Origin of the sequence: Burkholderia sp. D-99, assembly GCF_011605345.1 — a bacterium.
In the GTDB taxonomy this organism is placed as follows: domain Bacteria; phylum Pseudomonadota; class Gammaproteobacteria; order Burkholderiales; family Burkholderiaceae; genus Burkholderia.
This window is the reverse complement of record NZ_JAAOXM010000012.1, coordinates 249,847-269,526: the sequence shown is the minus strand read 5'-3', so window position 1 is coordinate 269,526 and position 19,680 is coordinate 249,847. Positions and strand designations below refer to the sequence as shown.

At 63.8% G+C, this 19,680-nt stretch carries 19 protein-coding genes and 1 tRNA gene; 9 read left to right on the top strand and 11 right to left on the bottom strand.

All coding sequences use genetic code 11. From position 1 onward, the window contains the following. Window positions 1-350 precede the first annotated feature (350 nt). Both HAV18_RS32085 and HAV18_RS32080 read right to left on the bottom strand, forming a co-directional pair. On the bottom strand, window positions 351-884 hold the full coding sequence (locus tag HAV18_RS32085; protein WP_166964037.1) for a cytochrome b: 534 nt from the start codon (window positions 882-884) through the stop codon (window positions 351-353). Beyond that, complete coding sequence (locus HAV18_RS32080) at window positions 881-1,975, bottom strand: catalase family peroxidase (RefSeq protein WP_166964035.1); 1,095 nt, start codon at window positions 1,973-1,975, stop codon at window positions 881-883. The genes HAV18_RS32085 and HAV18_RS32080 overlap by 4 nt, the downstream gene beginning before the upstream one ends. 157 nt (window positions 1,976-2,132) lie before the next feature. On the opposite strand from HAV18_RS32080, the gene HAV18_RS32075 reads away from it, so the two are divergent. After that, entirely contained in the window at window positions 2,133-2,654 is a 522-nt protein-coding gene (locus HAV18_RS32075; protein ID WP_059667759.1) for a sigma-70 family RNA polymerase sigma factor, read from the top strand. Continuing rightward, the gene (locus HAV18_RS32070; RefSeq protein WP_166964033.1) at window positions 2,651-3,409 is read left to right on the top strand and encodes an anti-sigma factor; all 759 of its coding nucleotides are present in this window, start codon (window positions 2,651-2,653) and stop codon (window positions 3,407-3,409) included. Before HAV18_RS32075 ends, HAV18_RS32070 begins: the two co-directional genes overlap by 4 nt. A gap of 811 nt (window positions 3,410-4,220) precedes the next feature. Here the strand turns inward: HAV18_RS32070 and HAV18_RS32065 are convergent. From HAV18_RS32065 to HAV18_RS32035, 7 genes are all read right to left on the bottom strand, one after another. Further along, window positions 4,221-4,538 (bottom strand): hypothetical protein, encoded by a 318-nt coding sequence (locus HAV18_RS32065; RefSeq protein WP_166964031.1) that lies wholly within the window; start codon window positions 4,536-4,538, stop codon window positions 4,221-4,223. Window positions 4,539-4,553: 15 nt separating this feature from the next. Next, the gene (locus HAV18_RS32060; protein WP_166964029.1) at window positions 4,554-5,453 is read right to left on the bottom strand and encodes an Imm72 family immunity protein; all 900 of its coding nucleotides are present in this window, start codon (window positions 5,451-5,453) and stop codon (window positions 4,554-4,556) included. 89 nt (window positions 5,454-5,542) lie between these two features. Next, window positions 5,543-6,616 carry an Imm72 family immunity protein gene (locus HAV18_RS32055; protein ID WP_166964027.1) on the bottom strand — a complete coding sequence of 358 codons (1,074 nt, stop codon included), beginning with the start codon at window positions 6,614-6,616 and terminating at the stop codon, window positions 5,543-5,545. Next, the gene (locus HAV18_RS32050) at window positions 6,613-8,190 is read right to left on the bottom strand and encodes a hypothetical protein (RefSeq protein ID WP_166964025.1); all 1,578 of its coding nucleotides are present in this window, start codon (window positions 8,188-8,190) and stop codon (window positions 6,613-6,615) included. Before HAV18_RS32050 ends, HAV18_RS32055 begins: the two co-directional genes overlap by 4 nt. Before the next feature lie 2 nt (window positions 8,191-8,192). Next, window positions 8,193-10,967, bottom strand: coding sequence for a type VI secretion system Vgr family protein (locus HAV18_RS32045; RefSeq protein ID WP_166964023.1), 2,775 nt, complete (start codon window positions 10,965-10,967; stop codon window positions 8,193-8,195). A 179-nt stretch (window positions 10,968-11,146) separates the two neighbouring features. Then, window positions 11,147-11,755, bottom strand: coding sequence for a hypothetical protein (locus tag HAV18_RS32040; RefSeq protein ID WP_166964021.1), 609 nt, complete (start codon window positions 11,753-11,755; stop codon window positions 11,147-11,149). A gap of 312 nt (window positions 11,756-12,067) precedes the next feature. After that, window positions 12,068-12,322, bottom strand: a complete 255-nt coding sequence (locus HAV18_RS32035; RefSeq protein ID WP_166964019.1) for a hypothetical protein — start codon at window positions 12,320-12,322, stop codon at window positions 12,068-12,070. Window positions 12,323-12,918: 596 nt separating this feature from the next. On the opposite strand from HAV18_RS32035, the gene HAV18_RS32030 reads away from it, so the two are divergent. Continuing rightward, window positions 12,919-12,995 (top strand) — tRNA-Val (locus HAV18_RS32030). Between the two features lie 309 nt (window positions 12,996-13,304). Then, window positions 13,305-13,820: a DUF2628 domain-containing protein gene (locus HAV18_RS32025; protein WP_166964017.1), complete on the top strand. Its 516-nt coding sequence runs from the start codon at window positions 13,305-13,307 to the stop codon at window positions 13,818-13,820. Window positions 13,821-13,913: 93 nt separating this feature from the next. On the opposite strand, the gene HAV18_RS32020 is transcribed toward HAV18_RS32025, so the two are convergent. Next, window positions 13,914-14,795 carry a sigma-70 family RNA polymerase sigma factor gene (locus tag HAV18_RS32020; protein WP_166964015.1) on the bottom strand — a complete coding sequence of 294 codons (882 nt, stop codon included), beginning with the start codon at window positions 14,793-14,795 and terminating at the stop codon, window positions 13,914-13,916. After that, on the bottom strand, window positions 14,795-15,271 hold the full coding sequence (locus HAV18_RS32015) for a carboxymuconolactone decarboxylase family protein (protein ID WP_166964013.1): 477 nt from the start codon (window positions 15,269-15,271) through the stop codon (window positions 14,795-14,797). The genes HAV18_RS32020 and HAV18_RS32015 overlap by 1 nt, the downstream gene beginning before the upstream one ends. A 561-nt stretch (window positions 15,272-15,832) precedes the next feature. Between HAV18_RS32015 and egtB the strand changes: the two genes are divergently transcribed. From egtB to HAV18_RS31990, 5 genes are all read left to right on the top strand, one after another. Continuing rightward, the gene (gene egtB / locus HAV18_RS32010; RefSeq protein WP_166964011.1) at window positions 15,833-17,056 is read left to right on the top strand and encodes an ergothioneine biosynthesis protein EgtB; all 1,224 of its coding nucleotides are present in this window, start codon (window positions 15,833-15,835) and stop codon (window positions 17,054-17,056) included. Further along, a complete protein-coding gene (gene egtD / locus HAV18_RS32005; RefSeq protein ID WP_166964009.1) occupies window positions 17,040-18,053 on the top strand; it encodes an L-histidine N(alpha)-methyltransferase in 1,014 nt (337 codons plus the stop codon). The genes egtB and egtD overlap by 17 nt, the downstream gene beginning before the upstream one ends. Window positions 18,054-18,355: 302 nt before the next feature. After that, the gene (locus tag HAV18_RS32000) at window positions 18,356-18,643 is read left to right on the top strand and encodes a hypothetical protein (protein WP_166964007.1); all 288 of its coding nucleotides are present in this window, start codon (window positions 18,356-18,358) and stop codon (window positions 18,641-18,643) included. A 37-nt stretch (window positions 18,644-18,680) separates the two neighbouring features. Beyond that, window positions 18,681-18,935, top strand: a complete 255-nt coding sequence (locus HAV18_RS31995) for a hypothetical protein (RefSeq protein WP_166964006.1) — start codon at window positions 18,681-18,683, stop codon at window positions 18,933-18,935. Between the two features lie 188 nt (window positions 18,936-19,123). Beyond that, window positions 19,124-19,513 carry a hypothetical protein gene (locus tag HAV18_RS31990; RefSeq protein WP_166964004.1) on the top strand — a complete coding sequence of 130 codons (390 nt, stop codon included), beginning with the start codon at window positions 19,124-19,126 and terminating at the stop codon, window positions 19,511-19,513. Window positions 19,514-19,680 lie beyond the last annotated feature (167 nt).

Here is a 19,680-nt window from a genome sequence, read left to right as displayed (position 1 = left end):
TTTTCAGCAGCAGAGAAGTGAGATTATCAACCGTTTTTTAAAACTCGTCAACAACTTTTTTAACTACTTCGTTGCGACGACTGCGGTTTAATTTCGTGTGCACTGGAATCGATAAAACCGACTTCAACAGCACCGCTTCCCTTCTTTCTCCCGCGCCGCGTTTCCGTTAGCGCGAAAGAGGCGTGATTCTAAGCACCCGCCCTCATCTACGCAAGCCCCTTTGTGAAATATTTTTGACATGCTAAGCCGGGAGCCGCTGAGCCGACCCGGTGGTCATATATAAGCGGCACGGCAAGAGCAGCCTCGGTCGCACGTGAACAGCCCCGCCGCCGCGAACGCAACCTTCCCGGTTACCGCCCCACCATCGCCCTCACCACGCCGTCCCGCCGAATCAGTCCGTGATACAGCGCCGCGGCAAAGTGCGCGAGGAACGTCGCAAAGAACAGATAGGCCAGCACGCGATGCGCGACCCTGAGCCAGGCGAACGTCACCGGATCAGCCGAAACCAGCGCCGGCAACTGCACGCCACCGCCCAGCGTCACCGGGTACCCACCCGCCGACAACATCGCCCACCCGATCAGCGGCATCGCCACCATCAGCGCATACAGCACGAGATGCGACCCGTGCGCGGCCACCTTCTGCCACCACGGCAGGTCCTCGGGCAACGCCGGCGACTTCGACAGCACCCGCACCACGATCCGCACGCACACCAGCACCAGGACGGCCACACCCAGTGGCTTGTGAATCGCCACCAGGATCTCGTGCCGCTCGGAAACCGACGCCACCATCCCCACCCCGATGAACAGCATCGTGAGGATCATCGCCGCCATTACCCAGTGCAGCACCCGCGCCGGCAAGCTAAACGTCGTCGAAGCCTTCATCATCGTCCCTCCCCACTCAATCGCGCCACGCCAGCCACCCCGGCCTCTTCGCTCGTGCGCCGCAGATACGAATCCGCATACGCCGCCGAACGCGCCGCCAGCAACGGATCACCCGACACCTGAATCCCCTGCGGCAACACCGTCGGGTCGTAATTCACGTCGCGGCACGGCCCGCTGTCCTGCGCCTCCACGCGGTCGAGCACCAGCGTGCCCGCGTCGATCGTCGTGCGCTGCGCGGGCCAGACCTTGGTCGCGTCGTCCACCGGATCGCCGGGCTCCGCCAAGGTGACCAGCAGCTTCCACTTCTGCGCACCGGCCGCGATGCGCTGCGTCACGTCCTGCTGTAATACGTTTGGATCCGCCGCCGTCGCGACGCCGCCGGCGCCTGCCGTCTGCTCCGGCACGACGCGCCACCGCACCGCCTGGCGCTTGCCGGCCGTATCGACGAAGTAGAACGCGTTCAATCCGTAATAGCTTTCGGTGACGTAGCTCGCGCTCGGCTTCGCACCCTTCACCCATTCGCGGAACGCGGCCGTCTCCGGGTGCGCGCCGAAAAACGCCTTCACCTTCGCAGGGTCGGGCTTGCCCGTCTGCGGATCGGGCCGGGTCGCCAGCAATTGCGCGTAGAACGCCTGCGGCGTCGCCACCGGAAACACGGGCATCGCGTTCATCCCGGTTCGCCATTGCTCGCCATCGGGCGCCGTGAGCTTCAGCGCGAGGCTGCGGATCGGCACGCTGCTGTCGGGCGCGTACGGATTCCCGCCCGGCAACGCGAAGCGCCCGACCACCGGCGTGCGCACCGCCTTGAAGAACGGCGCGACCGAATACGCGCTCGCGGCGCCGTTGCCTTCGAAGTAACCGGTCACGCACACGCCCTTCGCGTGATTGCGCCGGAAGCCCGGGTGAATGCCGCCGCCGGCCGTCTGCAATGCGTCGACGATCCGGTGCGGGGTCAGACGCGCCGGCGCGAACCACCCGCCGACATACCCGAACGCCACGGCCACGCCGGCCACCGCGCCGCCGATCGCGGCCCAGCGCCACCACCCGCGCCCGGGCTCGCGCTGCGGTGAAGAAGAGGAAGAAGATCGCTCCATGAATGTGCTCCCGACCGTCAGGTCATTGTCGAACCCGCGTAGGACGCCACCCGCGCCGCTTTATTCCACGAAAATTTTTTTCGTATGCTGGAGGGAATAATCGATGCCGGCCGGCGTCCTACGCGGCATCTCGACCCTTTCGGCAACCGGCCCGGCCATGCCCTCCACCGCCCTCGACGACGACGCATTGCGCGAACTCATCCCCAGGCTGCGACGCTTCGCACTCTGGCTGGCGCGCGACGTCCATGCGGCCGACGATCTCGTCCAGTCGACGCTCGAGCGCGCGCTGTCGCGCTGGACGAGCCGTCGCGACGACGCGTCGCTGCGCAGTTGGCTCTTCACGATCCTGTACCGGCAGTTTCTCGACGGGAAACGCAGTGCGAAGCGCTACAACTGGCTGCTTGGCCGGATCCGCGACGACGACGAAGCACACTGGCCATCCGCCGAACGCGAATTCGCAGCGCGCGCGACGCTCGAAGCGTTCGGCCGGCTGTCGGACGAGCAGCGCAGCCTGCTGCTGCTCGTCGCGGTCGAGGGCTTCACCTATCAGGAAGTCGCCGACCTGCTCGAGGTGCCGATCGGCACCGTGATGTCGCGGCTCTCCCGCGCGCGCCAGGCGCTGCGCCAGCTCAGCGACGGCGAGCTCCCCGCTCCTTCTTTGCGATTGATGAAAAAATGAACACCCCTCCGAACGAACACGACCTTCAGGCCTACGTCGACGGCCAGCTCGACGACGATGCGCGCGCCGCGGTCGAGCGCTATCTCGCGCTGCATCCGGAGCGCGCTGAACAGGTGAAGCAATGGCAGCAGGATGCGCAGCGGTTGCGGGCCGCGCTCGAGAGCGTGCGGATGCCGGCGAATAACCCCGCACTGGATCCCGCGGCCATTCGCGGTCGGCGGGCGGAGCGCACACGGATGCGGTTCGCGATCGCGGCTTCGTTCGTGTTCTGCGTCGGGCTGGGGACGTTCGGCGGATGGCAGGCGCGCGGATGGAACGCGGCGCCGCCCATCGCGCCGATGAGCGATGCGGTCAAGGCATACCGGATGATGGTGGTCGATCAGACGGCCAAGGTCGATTACCGGCCGACCGGTGCGGGCGATTTGCAGGGGTGGCTCACCCGGCGCGTCGGGGCATCGGCAAGGCTGCCGGATTTGAGCGCGGCGGGGTTCAGGCCGGTCGGTGGGCGGTTGTTTACGACGGACAGCGGCGCAACGGCTGCGATGGTGCTCTATGAAGACGAGGCCGGGCGGACGCTGAGCTTCTATCTGCGGCCGGCGGAATCGAAACATCGGCTGCTGCCGGCCGGGCAACGCGTGGATGGCGCGTTGCTCGCGCGGTATGGGTCGGTGAACGGACTCAACTATGCGGTGGTCGGGCCGGCCGGCAGCCTCGCGGAGAAAGCGGTCGCGCAGGCGCTCGATCAGCAAACTTGAGTGGTACGATGCGCGCGCTGTCGGTGGGCGGTGGTGGTTGTCGGCGCCCCGAATGATGCGGCTTTGCTGGTTGGGTGCGCTCACGCTCACCACTCGCCTGCACAGCGTTTCGACTGATTTTCCCGGTTGGTTGTCCACATCGGGGCAATGTCGGCACGTTCACCCTTTGAAATCACAGGGTTTTGAGTCATCGCGGAACAGGATATCCACATCGATCATGACGACGCCGCGCGCGGTCATAGTCGATTCGCTCACTCTCAGTCTGCACAGTGTTTCGGGTTGTCTTGGAGCGCGATATCCACAACCCGTGAGATAACGCGAACACCTGCCCGAATTCGATTACCCTTCCTCGCTGGATGCACAGGCCTTCGAGTGCTTTGACATCGCGATATCCACAAGGCATTCAATCACGGCGGATCGCGCGAAAACTAGCCGCATCATCTGCTCTATTCCGGCAAGGCGATGCCAGGCAAGGCATTCGAGCTGATTCGTGTGCTCCAGTGCAAAGCGCTCACCTATTCGATGCACAGGAGTTCGACTGGTTGGGGCGCGGGTTGTCCACATGCGGACCGCCGACAAGCGCACGAAACGCGAGGCGCATTCCACGCGAGCCCACGTCGTAGAGCAGGCGGCCCTCCGTCCAGTCGTGTGCTTACGCAGCCGGGTCGGCGTGTCGCGGCCCGAATTCGCCAGGATCTACGCCGAGATTGCGATCCGCGTGCATGCTCACCTTTTGCCGGCACAGCGTTTCGCGTCGTTTTGTGAGCGGTTATCCACATACGAAGGCTGACCACCTTCACCGCCACCGAAGTCACTTGGTCAGATAAACCTTGAGAATCTCGCCGGTCTCAGGGGAGATGACGTATTCCATCGATGTTCCGAGCGGACTTGCATTGCCGAGCCCGCGCATGCCGGGAGGCATCTTCGCCAGAAACGTCACGCCGATGACGTGGTCGTCCGGTTTCGGATCAACCCTGGCGGCACTTTCGTCCGTGATCCAGATCTCGAAGTTGTGCAGATCCTGCCCGGTCTTTGCAAAATCCTCATAGGCGGCCTTCAGGCCGAGCAGCGTCGCGGTATTGAGCCGGACGGAACATCGATCGACCTTGCCGAAATTCAGCTTGCTCATGGCGTTCTCCGGATATCACGGGTTCAGGCTCGTCTGCGGTACCTGCAGTGGCTCGAGGAAATACTGCGATTCGTCGGGAATGATGCCGTTCACGTAACGCCGGTCTTCCCACAGCAATCGCCAGCACGTCGGGATGAGCAATCCCGGGAGATCATCCGTGAGGTTCGGCGCACGAGCGCCCCGAATGAAATAATTGAAGCAACCTCCGTTACGCAAACTGGGCATGACGAGCGGCACGATGCCCGGCCGCCTCGACCACTTGACGACGACAGGCTCCCAGATGCCGTCGCAAGGCACTTTCCGGCCGGTCCAGATGACCGGGCCCACCGCTTGTGGAACCGCAGGCAGCTCCTCCGGAAACACCGGGTACGGAAGCGTGTGGAAGTTGCGCTTATAGGCATTCGGGGAGAGCAGCAGCCTTGCCGTGTGCAGTTTTGCAACGTCGCCGAATCTTTCCCCCGGATCGAACGGTGCATACTCCAACTGGTACTCCGACGCGTGCAGCAGTTGGGCCAGCGCTTCAATCTTCGGCGGGTACGGCGCAGCCTGCGCGCCGCGATCCCAGTAATCGGGATGAGGGTAGAAATACGCTTCCAGAAAGTCATAGCGCCTGGACGCTTGCTGCAGCGGCCCACCGCGCTGCCAGACTTGCCGGTTCCCTCGGGCCAGCTCGGTCAGCCCTTGATCGTAAGCAGCGAGAATCTCTGCGATGAGTGGAAAGTGCTTGTCATGAATTCCATCAGGATCGTCATCGGGCCAAGTGTTCACCGCATGCTCGTACGCGTTTGCGAATCGTGCAAACGCATCGCGCTTGCGTTTCCAGAGCGAATAACTGGTCAGGCGTTGAAGCAGCCAGAAAATCCTGCGCCGCGTCACATCATCCATCATGTCGTACAGCGTGATCGCATCCGTCATCGCTGACCTCCGCCATTCCTCGCCGATCGAACCCGCTGGAGCCGTTTTGCTGTTGCTCGCCCCGGTCTCGATTTCGTCGCTCGCCCGCACTACGAACGCTTCACCAGGCGCCACGTCACCCAGTGCACCTTGAGCTCGCCGAGATTGTCCCTGACGAGCATGTCGGGCATCGCAGCCCCGGCTTCGACGTGCAGCGTCTTGCCGCCGTATTCGTCCGTCTGCCATTCGCCGGAAACCGGGCAGCGATCGCCGGTCCGGACCTCAGTGACGGTTTCCCGAGCCGGCTGCGGCGCCGGTGGCTCAAGGAAATACTGCGACTCGTCGGGAATGACGCCGTCCGCGTATCGCTTGTCTTCCCACAACAATCGCCAGTGTGTCTTGACGACCGCACCCGTGTCGTCATCGCTGAGGTTCGGCGCGCGGATGTCCCGAATGAAATAATTGAAGCAGCCGTTACTACGCAAACTGCGATTGCCGACCGGCACGATGCCCAACAATTTCGATTGCTCGACCGCAACGGGTTCCCAGATGCCGTCGCAAGGCACCTTCTCGCCTGACTTGATCACCGGGCCGACTGGCTCCGGAACCTCAGGCAAATCCACCGGAAACACCGGATACGGAAGTGTGTAGAAGCTGTGCTCGTACGCATCCGGAGACAGCAGCAAGTCTATCGAGCACAGTTGTGCGAGGTAGTCTTCCAAAGGTGGCGGCTCGAACGGCGCATACTCCACCTGGTATTCCGATGCATGCAGCAGCTGGGCCAGCGCGTCGACCTTCGGCGGATAGGGAGCAAACTGCGCGCCACGGTCCCAGTAATCGTAATGCGGGAAAAAATACGCGTTCAAATGGTTGTACCGATCGATCGCGTATTGCAGCGGCTCACCGCGCTGCCAGACGAACCGGTACCCTCGGGCCAACTCGGTCAGCCCTCGATCATAAGCGGCGAGAATCTCGAAGACCGTCGACAAATTGTCTGCCGGCACCCTCTCCGGATCATCTTCAGGCCAGGTCTTCACCGCGTGCTCGTATTCGTTCGCGAAGAGTGCAAACGCATCGCGCTTGCGCTTCCAGAGCGAATAACTGGTCAGGCGTTGAAGCAGCCAGAAAATCCTGCGCCGCGTCGCGTCATCCGTCATGTCGTCCTGCTTGATCGTATCCGTCATCTCTGACCTTCGTTGTTCGCTGCCGATCGAGTCGCTGCGGTCACTTTGCTGTTGGTCGCCTTGGTCTGGATTTCGTCACCCGCCAGCCGGCGTGTCTCCGTCGCATAGTGGATGTCGTCCTCGTACTTGCTGTAGCCGTACACCTTCTCGACATTCTCCCAGTTCGTCTTGTGGAACTCGATCTTGACGCCGTTGTACTCCCGCTTGACATGCAGATCCGCGTGCCCGGTGAAATTCTCGAAATCCTTCTTGATCTTGTTTCCCTCTGCATGCACAAACGCAGACAGTTCGCCGAAGTCGACGACCAATTGATCTCCGCCGCCTTCGAGATACTGCACGGGCTTATCCGTGCCGTACTGTTCGGCAATCTTTCCAGCCCACGCATTGGCCTTCGGCATCCGCTCGCCGAAATCGTGCGGCAACTGCATGACGACGATGAACCCGTTGCCGTTCCAGGAATCCAGCACGGCGGAGAGCCTGCGCCACTCCTCCGCATTCTTCGGCGGCTCGCCGACACCCCAGAACGCGGGACTTCTGCCGCCCGCCGAGCTGCCACCCTCCCACTTCGCCAGTTCGGACGGGTTACCGAACACGCGGTACACCTTCTTGCCGGCGAGTTCCTTCGCAGTCAGCGCCTTGATCGGGCCGCTGAACGACGCGATGTCGAGAAACACATCCTTATCGCCGAACAGAGGCATCTTGCCTTTCCTGTCGACGATGTTCGGCCAACCGCGGGCAATTTTCTCGCCGTATTTCGCCTTGAGCCGCGCCTCGCCACGCTTGTCAGCCAGGCACTCCTCCGACGGAAACCGCCCCCGACGAATCTCGCGAGCAAACTTGCGCTCCTGCAGATACGCCTCGGCCTCGCGCTTGATCTTCGGTGCCCCGCCCGTCGCGATTTCATGCATCTCGCCGCGATAGACCATGTTCTGCAGCACCTTGAGCTTCGCGTTCAGCTCCTTGATCGCGTCCGGCACGATCTTGTCGGCCATATCCTGAAGCGCGTGAAAACCGCTGCTGACACGCTCGAGCGCGGCGCGATACTTGTCCGGGAGCAACCGGCCGACGCGTGACGAAAGCACTTGGCCAATGGTCACGCGCATACCCGCGCAAAAATCCTTCAGCTTCCCCAGGACCTGCGCCTGGTACTTGCCCAGGTCCAGCGCCTTCAACCACTTCGGCGCGTCGCCGTGCCCCATCCGGTTCAGGAATTGCACGACCGCCTTGAGCAGTTCGGCATCCTTCGCGACATCACCGGTGACCTTCAGCAGCAATCGCCCGAGCCCCTTGATGACCCCGCCCACGACCGGGATCAGCGCGAAGATGAGCACGACCAGCAGCACGCGCTGCATCTTGTCGTCGCGCTTGACCGGATCCTGGCTCATGCCGATGCTGACGGCCAGCAGATCGCGAACGGCGGTTGCGTCACCCACGAGCGGAATCATCCCGATCGCGGCATCGACGATGATCTGGCTGATGGTCTGTTTCTCGTTGAACGCGCCTTCCATCGTTCCCCAGCACCATTGCCCGACTTCCAGCGACGTTGCCTTGAAATCCTCGATCGTCCAGCTCACGCTCACGCTCCCCCGTGCTTGTTGATGATTGCGTCGATGTCGGCTTCGGTGAGGCTTTCTCCCTTGTAGTCGGGATTGGCGGTCTTGTCCTTGCGCGCATACGGCCGCGCGTCCGGCCCGAGTTCGACCTTGATCGCGCCGGCCGGCACGTTCTCCAGATGCATCCGTCCCTGCGAATCCAGCACGCCTTCGCGCGTGGCGCCATCGGACAGCGTCGCGACGTACTTCGCGCCCTGCACCGGCTCGTTGTCGTGATACTGGTATTGCAGCGCGGCCGCGTGTACGGAAGTCGGCAACGCCGGCAGCGGATAAGCCATGCTCGCCGGCCCGGCGAACGTATGCGAAGCGCCCTTGATATCGACCTTGCCCGGCGCATGAACCTCGACGTTTCCACCCTGGATCCGGATGTACGCGCCGCCGCTCGTCAGCAGGATCCCCTGGTCGGCCGCGATCTCGATCCGGTCCGTCGACGACACCACCTTCACCGCCTTCTGCGCGGTCACCTCGATGTTGTCCGCTTGTGCCTGGATCTCCACCTTGCCCTTGCCCGCGAACAGCTTCATCCCCGCGTTCTGCGCGAACAGGCTCAGCTTCTGCCCGATACTCGCCACCAGCGACTTGCCGGTTGCGATATGCACGCTCTGCCCGCTCGCGACGTTCACGTGGTCCTGCGCGGCCACATGCACCGACTGCTGCGTCGCCATCCCGATCCCTGACGGGCTGCCGAACAGCATCACCGGTTCCTTGAATGCGTTCGCGCTACCCGTACCACCGCCGGCCGTGCGTCCGCCTGACGCGCTGCCCGACGCGCTGTCCTGCGTTGCGTCGGCAAACGCGCGCATCGTGTCCTGCGCGTCCTTCAGGCTTTCCGCCTGGTGCTGTTCGCTCACGCTCGACATCGCCTCGACGAGGCTCTCGCCCGTCACGAGCTGCTGCTGCGCTTCCTTCACGTCGAGCGGCTGGCTGTTCGCCGCTTTCGGGTACGTCGTCACGTACAGGCCGCGGCCCGCCCGCACCGCACCGTACGCATCCGAGCGCAGGTCGAAGCCGCTGCCGAGATACGCCCCGCGTGAATTGGCGTTGTGGTCGATGATGTAGCCGAGATGCAGCAGGCTGTTCGCGCTGCTGCTCATCAGCTGCACGCGGTTCTGCCCGGTTGCGTCGTCCATCACGAGCTGGTTGTAGCCGCTGCCCGAATACTCTTTCGACCGATAGCCCGACAGGATCCCGTCGGTATGCCACTGCGGCTGGTTCGCGCCGTTGTACACGCGCCCGACCGCCAGCGGCCGGTCGCAGTCGCCACCGACGTAGTCGATCAGCACTTCCTCGCCAATGCGCGGCACATGCACGCCGCCGTAACCGCCACCGCTATCCGACTGCACGACGCGCACCCAGCACGATGCATTCTCGTTGCCCGGATTCGTCCGGTCCCACACGAACTGCACGCGAATCCGGTTCAGCGCGTCGGTATAGACCTCTTCGCCCTGCGGCCCGACGACGATCGCCGTCTCGAGATGCATCTCGGGCTTGCTGTGTTCGAACGGGCTGCGATACGGCACGCTCACGCGTTGCGCGTCGACCTCAACGAGATAGAAGCCGACCGACCCGTCTCCGTGCGATACCTGAAGGCCGGGGGTGTTTTCGTAACGCGCGCGCACCTGACTGAGCGCACGACCCAGGCTATGCGGGAAATCCGAGTCGGTGCCCGATACGGGCAAGTTGTTCTCGATCCACCAGGAAACACCGATCGCGGCGAACTCGCGCTGATCGGCGGAATCGCGTTCGTGCGCAGGGTGATCGGCCAGCGTGAAGCGCCGGCCCGCATCGATCGCACGCACGCCGCCCGCGCCATGAAAGCGCTTCGCCTGCGACTCCCACTCCTCCATCCGCACCTTGGTCAGATGGTCGCCGCGCGTCTGGTCGAGATACGTATAGGCGCCCGTGTACTCGTAGACCTCGAGCTGATCCGGCAACTCGCCCTGGCCACCCATCGTCGGCAGCGACGTGCCCTTCGGGTTCGCCGACTGCGAAGGATTCTTGTAGTCGAACGTGCGCGTCGTACGCGTCACGCTCTGCAGCGTGCGCGTGCCCGACCATTGCGTGAACGCGTCGGCCTCGCTGCCCACGCCGCCGCTATAGAAGCGCACGGTTTCCGGCGACAGCGGCGCAAACGCCTGCAGGTTGTCGGTGATGACGAGCGTATGCGACTTGCCGTCGTCAGCCTGCTGCCACGCGCCGTACAGCCCCTCGTCCTCCATCAGCCGGTGCACGAAGTTCCAGTCCGTCTCGCTTTGCCGCGTATACGACCGGTTCTCCAAAGGCTGCGACAACGCAAACCGGAACCGGCCGCGCGCCTCCGGATGCACGTCGAGCACATCGGAAATAATGTCCTCTGCGTTCTTGTCGATCCAGATTTTCTCGTCGCGGCGGAACCGCAGGACATGCATCCACGCGTGCAGTTCGAGCTGATAGGTCGTCACCCCGCCATTCGCGCCAAGCCGGCGCGCGGTGTAGATGTAGCCGCTGACGGGCCGGTACGCATTGTTCGCCTGCTGAATCCATAGCGTGGCCGGTTGCGCGATCAGCTTCTTGAGTTCGAGATCGTCATTGCCCGCGACGACATCGAGCGTGAACGAATAGTCTCGTCCGATCCGCGATCGGCCGATCGCGCGCTGTACCGCGAGTACGTTAGCTCCCAGCGGCGTATCCAACTTGAGCAAACGGTCCTGCTGAAGCAATCCACCGCGAAGCGCGGCGCCGACGTCCGGCACGTTCATGATGCAGCCCTTTTTTATTTCAGCACCCTCGGATGGTGTCTGTGACTCAGTCGCGCGAGATTCTACCGTTTAATCAGGGCATTAACGCTAATCGTCGGACCAGGAACAGGGGCATGACCGCAACACGCGCGGCACGATTCGTCATGCGGATTGCGCCGGCCGCCGTCGCATCGTTCGGGTCAGGCTGGCGCGTTGCCATCGCCCAGGCCGCTACGTTTCAACACCTCCCGCAGGCACACCGGACACACGTACTCACCGGCGTCCCACAGCCGCACGAACATGGCCCGATCGTCGATCCGGAACGTTGAATCGACGATGTCGATATCCGGCCCGAGCACCTTGCGCAAAAACGCTTCGTCGAACCAATACGCGGATTCATGCTTCACGCTGCCATTGGTTACTCGCACGACGTGACAATCACGGATCACGTCGATCGTCAGGATCGCCGTTTCGATATCCGGCGATGCCCGCGTCGGCCGGATCAGCCCATGAAGCTCGCATCGCGCGTGATTGCTAGGCCATTTGGCATTCGCCGCGACGATGGACGTGTCGAACGCCTGCTCTTTCGTCGTCGGTTTATACGGCGCTTCGCCGGAGCGCACGAGCAGTTCGTCAAGGCACGCCAAACAGACATACGCGCGCAAGCGCTCCAGCGCCGCGATCTTCGGAAATGCCTTCACGTGCGCGACCTGATCGACCAAGGTCGCGTCGACCTCGTGCTCGTCGAGCTCGGCGCGCATCATCCACATCTCCCAGCTGTATCTCGGCCGGTCGAGCGAGACCTTCACGAGTTCGCCGGGCTCACACTGCCCGCGCAGCCTGATGCGTGCGGCAACGCCTGTCGACGTTGTCGCCGTGGAAGCGTGTCCGTGCCGATGGCAAACGCTCGGTCCCATTACTTGCTCCAGTTGCGAGCACGGCTCGCGTCGCTCTGCTCTTTATTCGGGTTCATCGCGCCGTAGGAGACATCGATCAATCACGCACCGCATCAATGCCCTTCGATGACGTACTGTCCCGGCCCGCGCCATGCAATCGAACCGTACGAGCGCTGCAGCGCAGTCAATGAATCGATCATCTGCCTGTGCTTCTCATCATCCGGTTCACACCGTGACGAGCCATCTGACGATCTCTTCGATGTCTTTGCGGGACAGCTTCCCGACGTGATCGACAAACACCCCGTAGTCGAGATCGAACTTCACGTTGAATCGTTCGCCCTTGTAGCGGCAACACAGGACTTCGGCTTCCGGGATCGACACGCGTTGCTCGAGCAGGATGTCGCCCGCATGTTGCTGCAACCGGTGTACGACGGCATCGATATCGAGTGCGTCGAGCCGGGTCAACGAAGAATCGGTCATGTGCCGTGAGCCTGTGCGCCAGGCCTTCGCATCCTGAATGCCGGCGATTCTACAGATCTACAGATGCGGCGGCTTGCGCATCACCCGATGCGCGTCACAGCTTGCCGTTTCGTTTGTCCGACGGGTGCACGCAGTACATATCCTGCGCGGACCACAGTCGGCGGACTGTGCTTATCCAAAGGTGTTAACAGGGTTCGTATACATACGTAGTGATAGTTAACAAGCCCTGTGCCCCACAGTGGATAACGTCCCTAACGTCCTGAATTTTCTACAGGATGCAGGATGCATAACCATGGGTGTGTCGCGTGAACAGTTCCGCGCAGCACAGAACAACTTTTCGTCGATTCACAGCCGCGGCGACATATCCTCAATCGTTCCACTGTGAATCCAGAGGCTTGCCGGAGGGTTATCCAGAGGGCAATGTGGATAACATCACAGCGCATCGACACGTTTTGCTGTGATGCGAAGCGGTGAAGCCAGCGTCCCTGGCATCGCCATCCAACATCGATCGTCACCCTCCGCGCACCACGATTCAAAAAATTTTCACGAAGGGGCTTGTGCTCCTCAAAAACCCTCTCTATAATTCGCGGCTTCTTAGGCTCGTAGCTCAGTTGGTTAGAGCACCACCTTGACATGGTGGGGGTCGTTGGTTCGAATCCAATCGAGCCTACCAACGAACAAAATGAAGGGGTCTGGCAGCACAACTTGCCTACAGGCAATGCGGCTCGCCAACATACAAACGCCACGCGGCAACTTCGCGTGGCGTTTTTCTTTTTCCGGCCGAAACAACGCGTGTCGCCCCGATGCGTTGTGTGATCCACGGCATCGCATCCTTCCTCACCGACACCTCGATTCGCCATACAACGGCCGCTACGCCGCGCGTAGAATCGTGTGCGCATCGAAGCGGCTGTTCCGGCCGTCGCCCGATTTCCAACGTATCAAAACAACGACGCGCGACCCGCGCGACTGAGAGCACACGACCATGTCCGACGTCACAACCGCCACATCGTCCGCAAGCAACGACGAAATCGCCGCTTACGTCGGCAAGAAAGCCCCCTGGTTCGAGAAGAAATGGACGCTCGCCGCGTCGCGAAAGAACCGGCAGTCGTGGAACTGGGCAGCCTGTTTCCTGGGCCCGGTCTGGATGGCGTATCGATGCATGTACTGGCAGGCGGCGGCCGTCCTTGGCGTGTCGCTCGCGATCACGCTGGTCGAGCTGCTGTTCTTCCCGAAGTACTTCGAATCGAGCACGCTCGACCCGGTCACGATCGGGATCGCGGTGTCGCTCGGCTGGTACGGGAACGGCATCTACAAGGCGCACGTCGAGCGCAAGATCGACAAGCTGCGCCCGAACGCGACGTCCCGCGAATCGTTTCTCGCGCTGCTGGAAGCGCAAGGCGGCACGAACTGGCTCGCGGCGACCGGTTTCGCGGTCGCGACGCCGTTGCTCGGCTTCCTGATGATCGTGATCCGCAACCTGGTGACCGGGACGTATTGATCGCACGAGCACGAACCGGCGGCCGGTAAAGCAGGGCGGCAGGACGGAGCGCAGCGCGGCCGTGCATGCGCACGGCGCGCGATTCCGCCGCCCTCAGTGCAGATGCTTCAACTTGTCGGGATTACGCACGACATAGATCGCGACGATCTTTCCGTCCTCGATCTCGAGCGCCGTGGTCTGCAGCTCGCCGTCGGATTCCAGCGTGACGAAACCCGGCAGCCCGTTGATGAACCCGGCACGCACGAGCTTCGACGCATGCGTCGCGAACAGCTCGGCCAGGTACTCGTGCACCTTCATCACGCGTTCGAAGCCGAACACCGGCTTGCCCGCAGCCGTGCGCTTGCCGCCGCCGTCCGAATGCAGGCTCACGTCCTCGGCGAGCATCGCGCCGAGCGCGCGCATGTCGCCGCTGCGTGACGCCGCAAAGAACGCTTCCGCCAATTCGATCCCGCGCTGTTTCTCGACATGGAAACGCGGCCGCGCCTCGCGCACGTGCGTGCGTGCCCGCGCGGCGAGCTGCCGGCACGCGGCTGCATCGCGCTGGATCGTCGTGGCCACTTCGTCGAACTCGAGGCCGAACACGTCGTGCAGCAGGAACGCCGCGCGTTCGAGCGGCGAGAGCCGTTCGAGCGCGAGCAGCAGCGGCAGCGTGACGTCTTCCTGTTCGTCTTCCTCGACGACCGGCTCGGGCAGCCACGGGCCGATATAGGTCTCGCGCTGGTGCCGCGCGGACTTCAGCTGGTCGAGGCACATGCGCATCACCATGCGGCGCAGGAACGCCTCGGGCACGCGCACCTCGGTGCGCTCGACGTCCATCCAGCGGATGAACGCCTCCTGCACCATGTCCTCGGCATCCGCGACGGAACCGAGCATCCGGTACGCGACGCGGATCAGCGTGCGGCGCAGCGGGTCGAAACTCGCGGCCGCATCGGCCCGTTCTTCCGCGCTGCCCTTGGCCGGGTCGAGGGTCGGCATCAGGCCACCATCTTCGCGGCGGCGGCCTTCGCATCGGCCGGGTCGATCCACAGCCCGAAGCCGACCGCGAGCCGGTTCCAGCCGTTGATCACGTTGATCATCAGCGTGAGTTTCACCTGTTCCTCCTGGCTGAAGTGGTCGTTCAGCGCCGCGTAGGCCGCTTCGTGCGCGGCGTGGCCCTCCGACAGCCGCGTGAGCGCGTCGGTCCAGCCGAGCGCCGCGCGTTCGCGGTCGGTGTAGCAGGGCGCTTCGCGCCACGCGGAAAGCAGGTAGATGCGCTGCTCGGTCTCGCCTTGCGCGCGTGCTTCGGCCGTGTGCATGTTAATGCAGTTCGCGCACGCGTTGATTTGCGATGCGCGGATCTTCACGAGCTCGATTAGCGTCGGTTCGAGGCTCTGCGCGGCGGCGACCGATACGGTCATCCAGTTCTTCATCAGTGCCGGCGCGGCGGCAAACGGATTGAGTTTCGCAGTCATGGTCCTTCTCCTTTCGTGTGGGTTCCGGTGATATGACGAGCGAGCCCCCCGCGTGTGTGACATCGGCGCAAAAAATTTTTCGAAGCGTGTGTAGCTGCGGATCCCGGACGAAGGGCGGGGTGGTTCATCGCCGTGCCGATGGGGGCGCACGCACGCGTTCGTCAGACAAACCCGTGCATCACCAGGCCTTCACTCACGATCGCTGCGCGGATGTCATGGGGCGTCAGTAGCCCGCATGCGCCGACAAGCGCGTCGCACAAGGCGCTCTCGCCCGAACGGGGCAAGCATGGCCCGTATGTCACGCATCCGACATGCGCGCAGCCAACACTTTCATTTCTCTTTCGTTCGCGTTTCGCCGGCATCCCGATTCGCAGCATTCACATTTCTGGACCATACTGTTCTGCACGGGCAGATGAAGTGACGCCGCATTCGCGGCCCGGCGCGCGCGCCGGCTGCCCGACGACGCAGCAGCAGGTCGCACGTCAGCCGCGCGCATCACGCGCAAGGCTTTCCTTTTTCCGGCAACGCAACGCAGCGAATCGCGACGTGAACGGTAAACCGATGAGCCTCCTTGCATCACACCTTCAGCGCCGTTACCAGGACGTGCGCGCGCATAGCGTCGCGTTGACCGCGACGCTGTCCGCCGAAGACCAGGCCGTGCAGTCGATGCCCGACGCCAGCCCGACGAAATGGCATCTCGCGCATACGACCTGGTTCTTCGAAACCGTCGTGCTGATGCGCCGCGTGCCCGGCTACACGCCGTTCGACGCCGCCTTCCAGTTCCTCTTCAATTCCTATTACGAAGCACTCGGCCCGCGTCACCCGCGGCCGCAACGCGGGCTGCTCACGCGCCCGTCGCTCGACGAGGTGCATGCGTACCGGCAATACGTCGACGACGCGATGCTGCGCGCGCTGGCCGGCGCCGATGCCGCGCTGCTCGATACGATTGCACCCGAGATCGTGCTCGGCCTGCATCACGAGCAGCAGCACCAGGAACTGATCGTCACCGACATGCTGCACGCGTTCTCGTGCAACCCGCTGAAGCCGGCGTTCCGGCCGCGCAACGGGACGGACGCGGGCGCGATGGCCGCGGGCGATGCCGGGGCGCAGCACTGGCTGCACCAGCCGGGTGGGCTCGTCGAGATCGGCCACGACGGCGATGCGTTCTCGTTCGACAACGAACGGCCGCGTCATACGGCGCTCGTGCGGCCGTACGAGATCGCGAGCCGCCTCGTGACGAATGCGGAATTCGCGGCGTTCATCGCCGACGGCGGCTACACGCGCCCCGAGTTCTGGCTGTCCGACGGCTGGGCCACGGTGCAGCGGGAAGGGTGGCAAGGGCCCGCGTACTGGATGCCCGACGACGACGATGCGGCCGCCACGCGCGTACGGCGCAGGTTCGGCCTGCACGGCGTCGAACCGCTCGCACCCGACGCACCGGTGTGCCACGTGAGCTTCTACGAAGCGGCCGCGTACGCGGAATGGGCCGGCGCGCGCCTGCCGACCGAATTCGAATGGGAAGCCGCGTTCCCCGCCGAAGGCATCCGGCAGATGCTCGGGCACGTGTGGCAATGGACGCGCTCGTCCTACGAGCCGTACCCGGGCTTTCGGCCGCTCGCAGGCGTCGCGGCCGAATACAACGGCAAGTTCATGGTCGGCCAGCAGGTCCTGCGCGGCAGCAGCATCGCGACGCCGCCCGGGCACGAACGGCCGACGTACCGCAATTTCTTTCCGCCGGCCGCGCGCTGGCAATTCACGGGAGTGCGACTTGCGCGAGACGTCTGACCAGACGGCCACGAGCGGTGGCCAGCAACCCGCCCGCGATTCGCGGCCGAGCGCGTTCGAGCGCGACCTGATCGACGGACTGTCGCGTACGCCGCGCAGCATTCCGCCGAAATACTTCTACGATGCGGCCGGCTCCGCGCTGTTCGATCGCATCTGCGAACTGCCCGAGTATTACCCGACCCGCACCGAGCTCGGCATCCTGCGCGATCGCGCGGCCGAGATCGTGCGGCGCGTCGGCCCGCATGCGGACATCGTCGAATTCGGCGCGGGCTCGCTCGAGAAGATCCGCGTGCTGCTCGACGCGTTCGCGGGCAACTATGCGAATGCGCCGGCGCGCTACGTGCCGGTGGACATCTCCGCCGACTACCTGCACGACGCCGCCGCGCGGCTGCGTGCCGAGTATCCGTGGCTCGACGTCGAGCCGATCGCAGCCGACTACACGAAGGCCGAGCAACTGGCCGGGCTGACCGAAACGCCGCGGCGGCGCATCGGCTTCTTTCCCGGCTCGACGATCGGCAACTTCTCGCCGGAAGAAGCCGATGCGTTCCTGCGCGATGCGGCGCGGCTGCTGCGAGGCGGCGGCTTGCTGGTCGGCGCCGATCTCGTGAAGGACACGCGCACGCTGCACGACGCGTACAACGATGCGCAGGGCGTGACCGCGCAGTTCAACCTGAACCTGCTGGTGCGCGCGAACACTGAGCTCGGCGCGGATTTCGACGTCGACGCGTTCTCGCATTGCGCGTTCTACGACAGCGCGCGGCAGCGCATCGAGATGCATCTCGTCAGCGACATCGCGCAGACCGTGCACGTACGTGGCCATGCGTTCCGCTTCGACGCCGGCGAGCGCATCCACACGGAGAATTCGCACAAGTTCACGATCGACGGCTTCCATGCGATCGCGCGCCGCGCAGGATTCGAGCCCGATACCGTGTGGACCGACGCGGACAACCTGTTCAGCGTGCACTGGCTGCGCAGCGTCGACGATATCCGCGCGTAACGCCCATGCTTGCGAATCGCCCGCGTACGGTGCGGGCGGTTCGCTCTCGGCGCATGCCCGTTCCAGTGCACGCCGGCGCGTACCGATCGCCCGGCTTCGTGCTGAAAATCCCTCCTTTACCGGCCCGATGCACCGTTGCAACGGTATCTGGAGTGCCGCCTCTTCCTTGTCCGGCAAGGCTTTGCGGGCAGCCGTAAACGTCCGTTACCGGTCTCGCATACCCGTTTCACCTGTGTCAGTGCCCGGTGCCTAGACTCCGAACCGTATTCACATGACGCACGACACGTGCAGGGAGTCGCGAGATGAACAAGAAACTCATTCTCGGTGCAGTTCTCGGTGTAGCGGCGCTGGCAGCTTCGGGCGTCGCATCGGCCCACGTCGACCTGTCGGTCGGCATCGGTGTACCTGCCTATGCGGCGCCGGCACCCGTCTACGTGGCGCCGCCTCCGCCCGTCATGTACGCTCCGGTCGGCTATCGCGATGACGGCTGGCGTGCGCGCGAATGGCGCGAACACGAGTGGCGCCGCCGTGAATGGCGCGAGCACGAATGGCATGATCGCGGCGACTGGCGCGGCCGCCGCTGGGATTAAGCGGCTCGACTGACTACGACAAGAGGAGAATGAAAACATGATGCCCATTCGACACATCAGGCTGTGCGCCGGCGCCGCGATCGTTGCGCTGGCCACGATCGGCAGCGCGCACGCGGCGGGCTGCATGAAGGGCGCAGTGGTCGGCGGTGTGGCCGGCCACTATGCGGGGCACCACGCGGTCGTCGGCGCGGTCGGCGGCTGTATCGTCGGCCACCACATGGCGAAGAAGCATGCTGAAGAGCAGGCCGCGCAGCACAAGGCCGCCACGCAGGGCATGCAGCCGGCTCAGTAAGCGTCATCGTCACCGGGGCGGCGCTGCGGCGCCGCACCCGCCTGCTTCGTTTCCCGTTCACACACGATCCTGATTGATCCGACGAATGCGCGTCGCGCGCATCGTTACGATCATTTACAACGTCGGGTGGCGCGAATGGCGCGCATTCCTAGAATGCAGTCACACAAACGCACAACAGGGAGCACAAGATGAAACATCGACGATATCTGTCCGTACTGACGGCCGCGCTGCTCGCGCTCGGCACGGTTTCCGCGTATGCGGCAGCCGGCGGTAACGGTGGTGGAAATGGCGGTGGAAACGGTGGCGGCGGTCACGGCGCAGGCGGTTTGGGCGGCAATGCCGGCGGCATGTCGGGCGGCCATATGAGCGGCGAGGCGCTGAGCAACTCGAACGGCATGCACGCGGGCGACCGCGACAAGGGCCTGTCGCGCGCGGCTGACCGCTCCGACACGATCGCCGATCGCGCCGGCGTGCAGCCGGGCCATGGTCACACGCACGGACATGCACACGGCCACACCACGCACGCGTCGACGTCCACCCATCATTCGCGTCACCACGCATTCGGCCGCACGCTCTAAGCGCGGCACGCAAACGTGAAGGAAGGGCGCTTCGGTGCCCTTTTTTCATCGTGGCAATGCAACGCGGCTGTCGCGCGAAAACATCGTGCCGACCCGATTTGCAACCAGCCGTAACCGCGCCGCGAAGGCGCGCGAATACGGATCGCTTACGGGCAGTTAACAGACAG

What these genes read in the sequence shown, in the direction of transcription:
- HAV18_RS32015 (WP_166964013.1), bottom strand. Translation starts at nt 15,271, where the DNA reads ATGACTGCGAAACTCAATCCGTTTGCCGCCGCGCCGGCACTGATGAAG.
- HAV18_RS32070 (WP_166964033.1), top strand. Translation starts at nt 2,651, where the DNA reads ATGAACACCCCTCCGAACGAACACGACCTTCAGGCCTACGTCGACGGC.
- HAV18_RS32060 (WP_166964029.1), bottom strand. Translation starts at nt 5,453, where the DNA reads ATGACGGATGCGATCACGCTGTACGACATGATGGATGATGTGACGCGG.
- HAV18_RS32065 (WP_166964031.1), bottom strand. Translation starts at nt 4,538, where the DNA reads ATGAGCAAGCTGAATTTCGGCAAGGTCGATCGATGTTCCGTCCGGCTC.
- HAV18_RS32000 (WP_166964007.1), top strand. Translation starts at nt 18,356, where the DNA reads ATGAACAAGAAACTCATTCTCGGTGCAGTTCTCGGTGTAGCGGCGCTG.
- HAV18_RS32085 (WP_166964037.1), bottom strand. Translation starts at nt 884, where the DNA reads ATGATGAAGGCTTCGACGACGTTTAGCTTGCCGGCGCGGGTGCTGCAC.
- HAV18_RS32080 (WP_166964035.1), bottom strand. Translation starts at nt 1,975, where the DNA reads ATGGAGCGATCTTCTTCCTCTTCTTCACCGCAGCGCGAGCCCGGGCGC.
- HAV18_RS32055 (WP_166964027.1), bottom strand. Translation starts at nt 6,616, where the DNA reads ATGACGGATACGATCAAGCAGGACGACATGACGGATGACGCGACGCGG.
- HAV18_RS32035 (WP_166964019.1), bottom strand. Translation starts at nt 12,322, where the DNA reads ATGACCGATTCTTCGTTGACCCGGCTCGACGCACTCGATATCGATGCC.
- HAV18_RS31995 (WP_166964006.1), top strand. Translation starts at nt 18,681, where the DNA reads ATGATGCCCATTCGACACATCAGGCTGTGCGCCGGCGCCGCGATCGTT.
- egtB (WP_166964011.1), top strand. Translation starts at nt 15,833, where the DNA reads ATGAGCCTCCTTGCATCACACCTTCAGCGCCGTTACCAGGACGTGCGC.
- HAV18_RS31990 (WP_166964004.1), top strand. Translation starts at nt 19,124, where the DNA reads ATGAAACATCGACGATATCTGTCCGTACTGACGGCCGCGCTGCTCGCG.
- HAV18_RS32045 (WP_166964023.1), bottom strand. Translation starts at nt 10,967, where the DNA reads ATGAACGTGCCGGACGTCGGCGCCGCGCTTCGCGGTGGATTGCTTCAG.
- HAV18_RS32020 (WP_166964015.1), bottom strand. Translation starts at nt 14,795, where the DNA reads ATGCCGACCCTCGACCCGGCCAAGGGCAGCGCGGAAGAACGGGCCGAT.
- HAV18_RS32025 (WP_166964017.1), top strand. Translation starts at nt 13,305, where the DNA reads ATGTCCGACGTCACAACCGCCACATCGTCCGCAAGCAACGACGAAATC.
- HAV18_RS32075 (WP_059667759.1), top strand. Translation starts at nt 2,133, where the DNA reads ATGCCCTCCACCGCCCTCGACGACGACGCATTGCGCGAACTCATCCCC.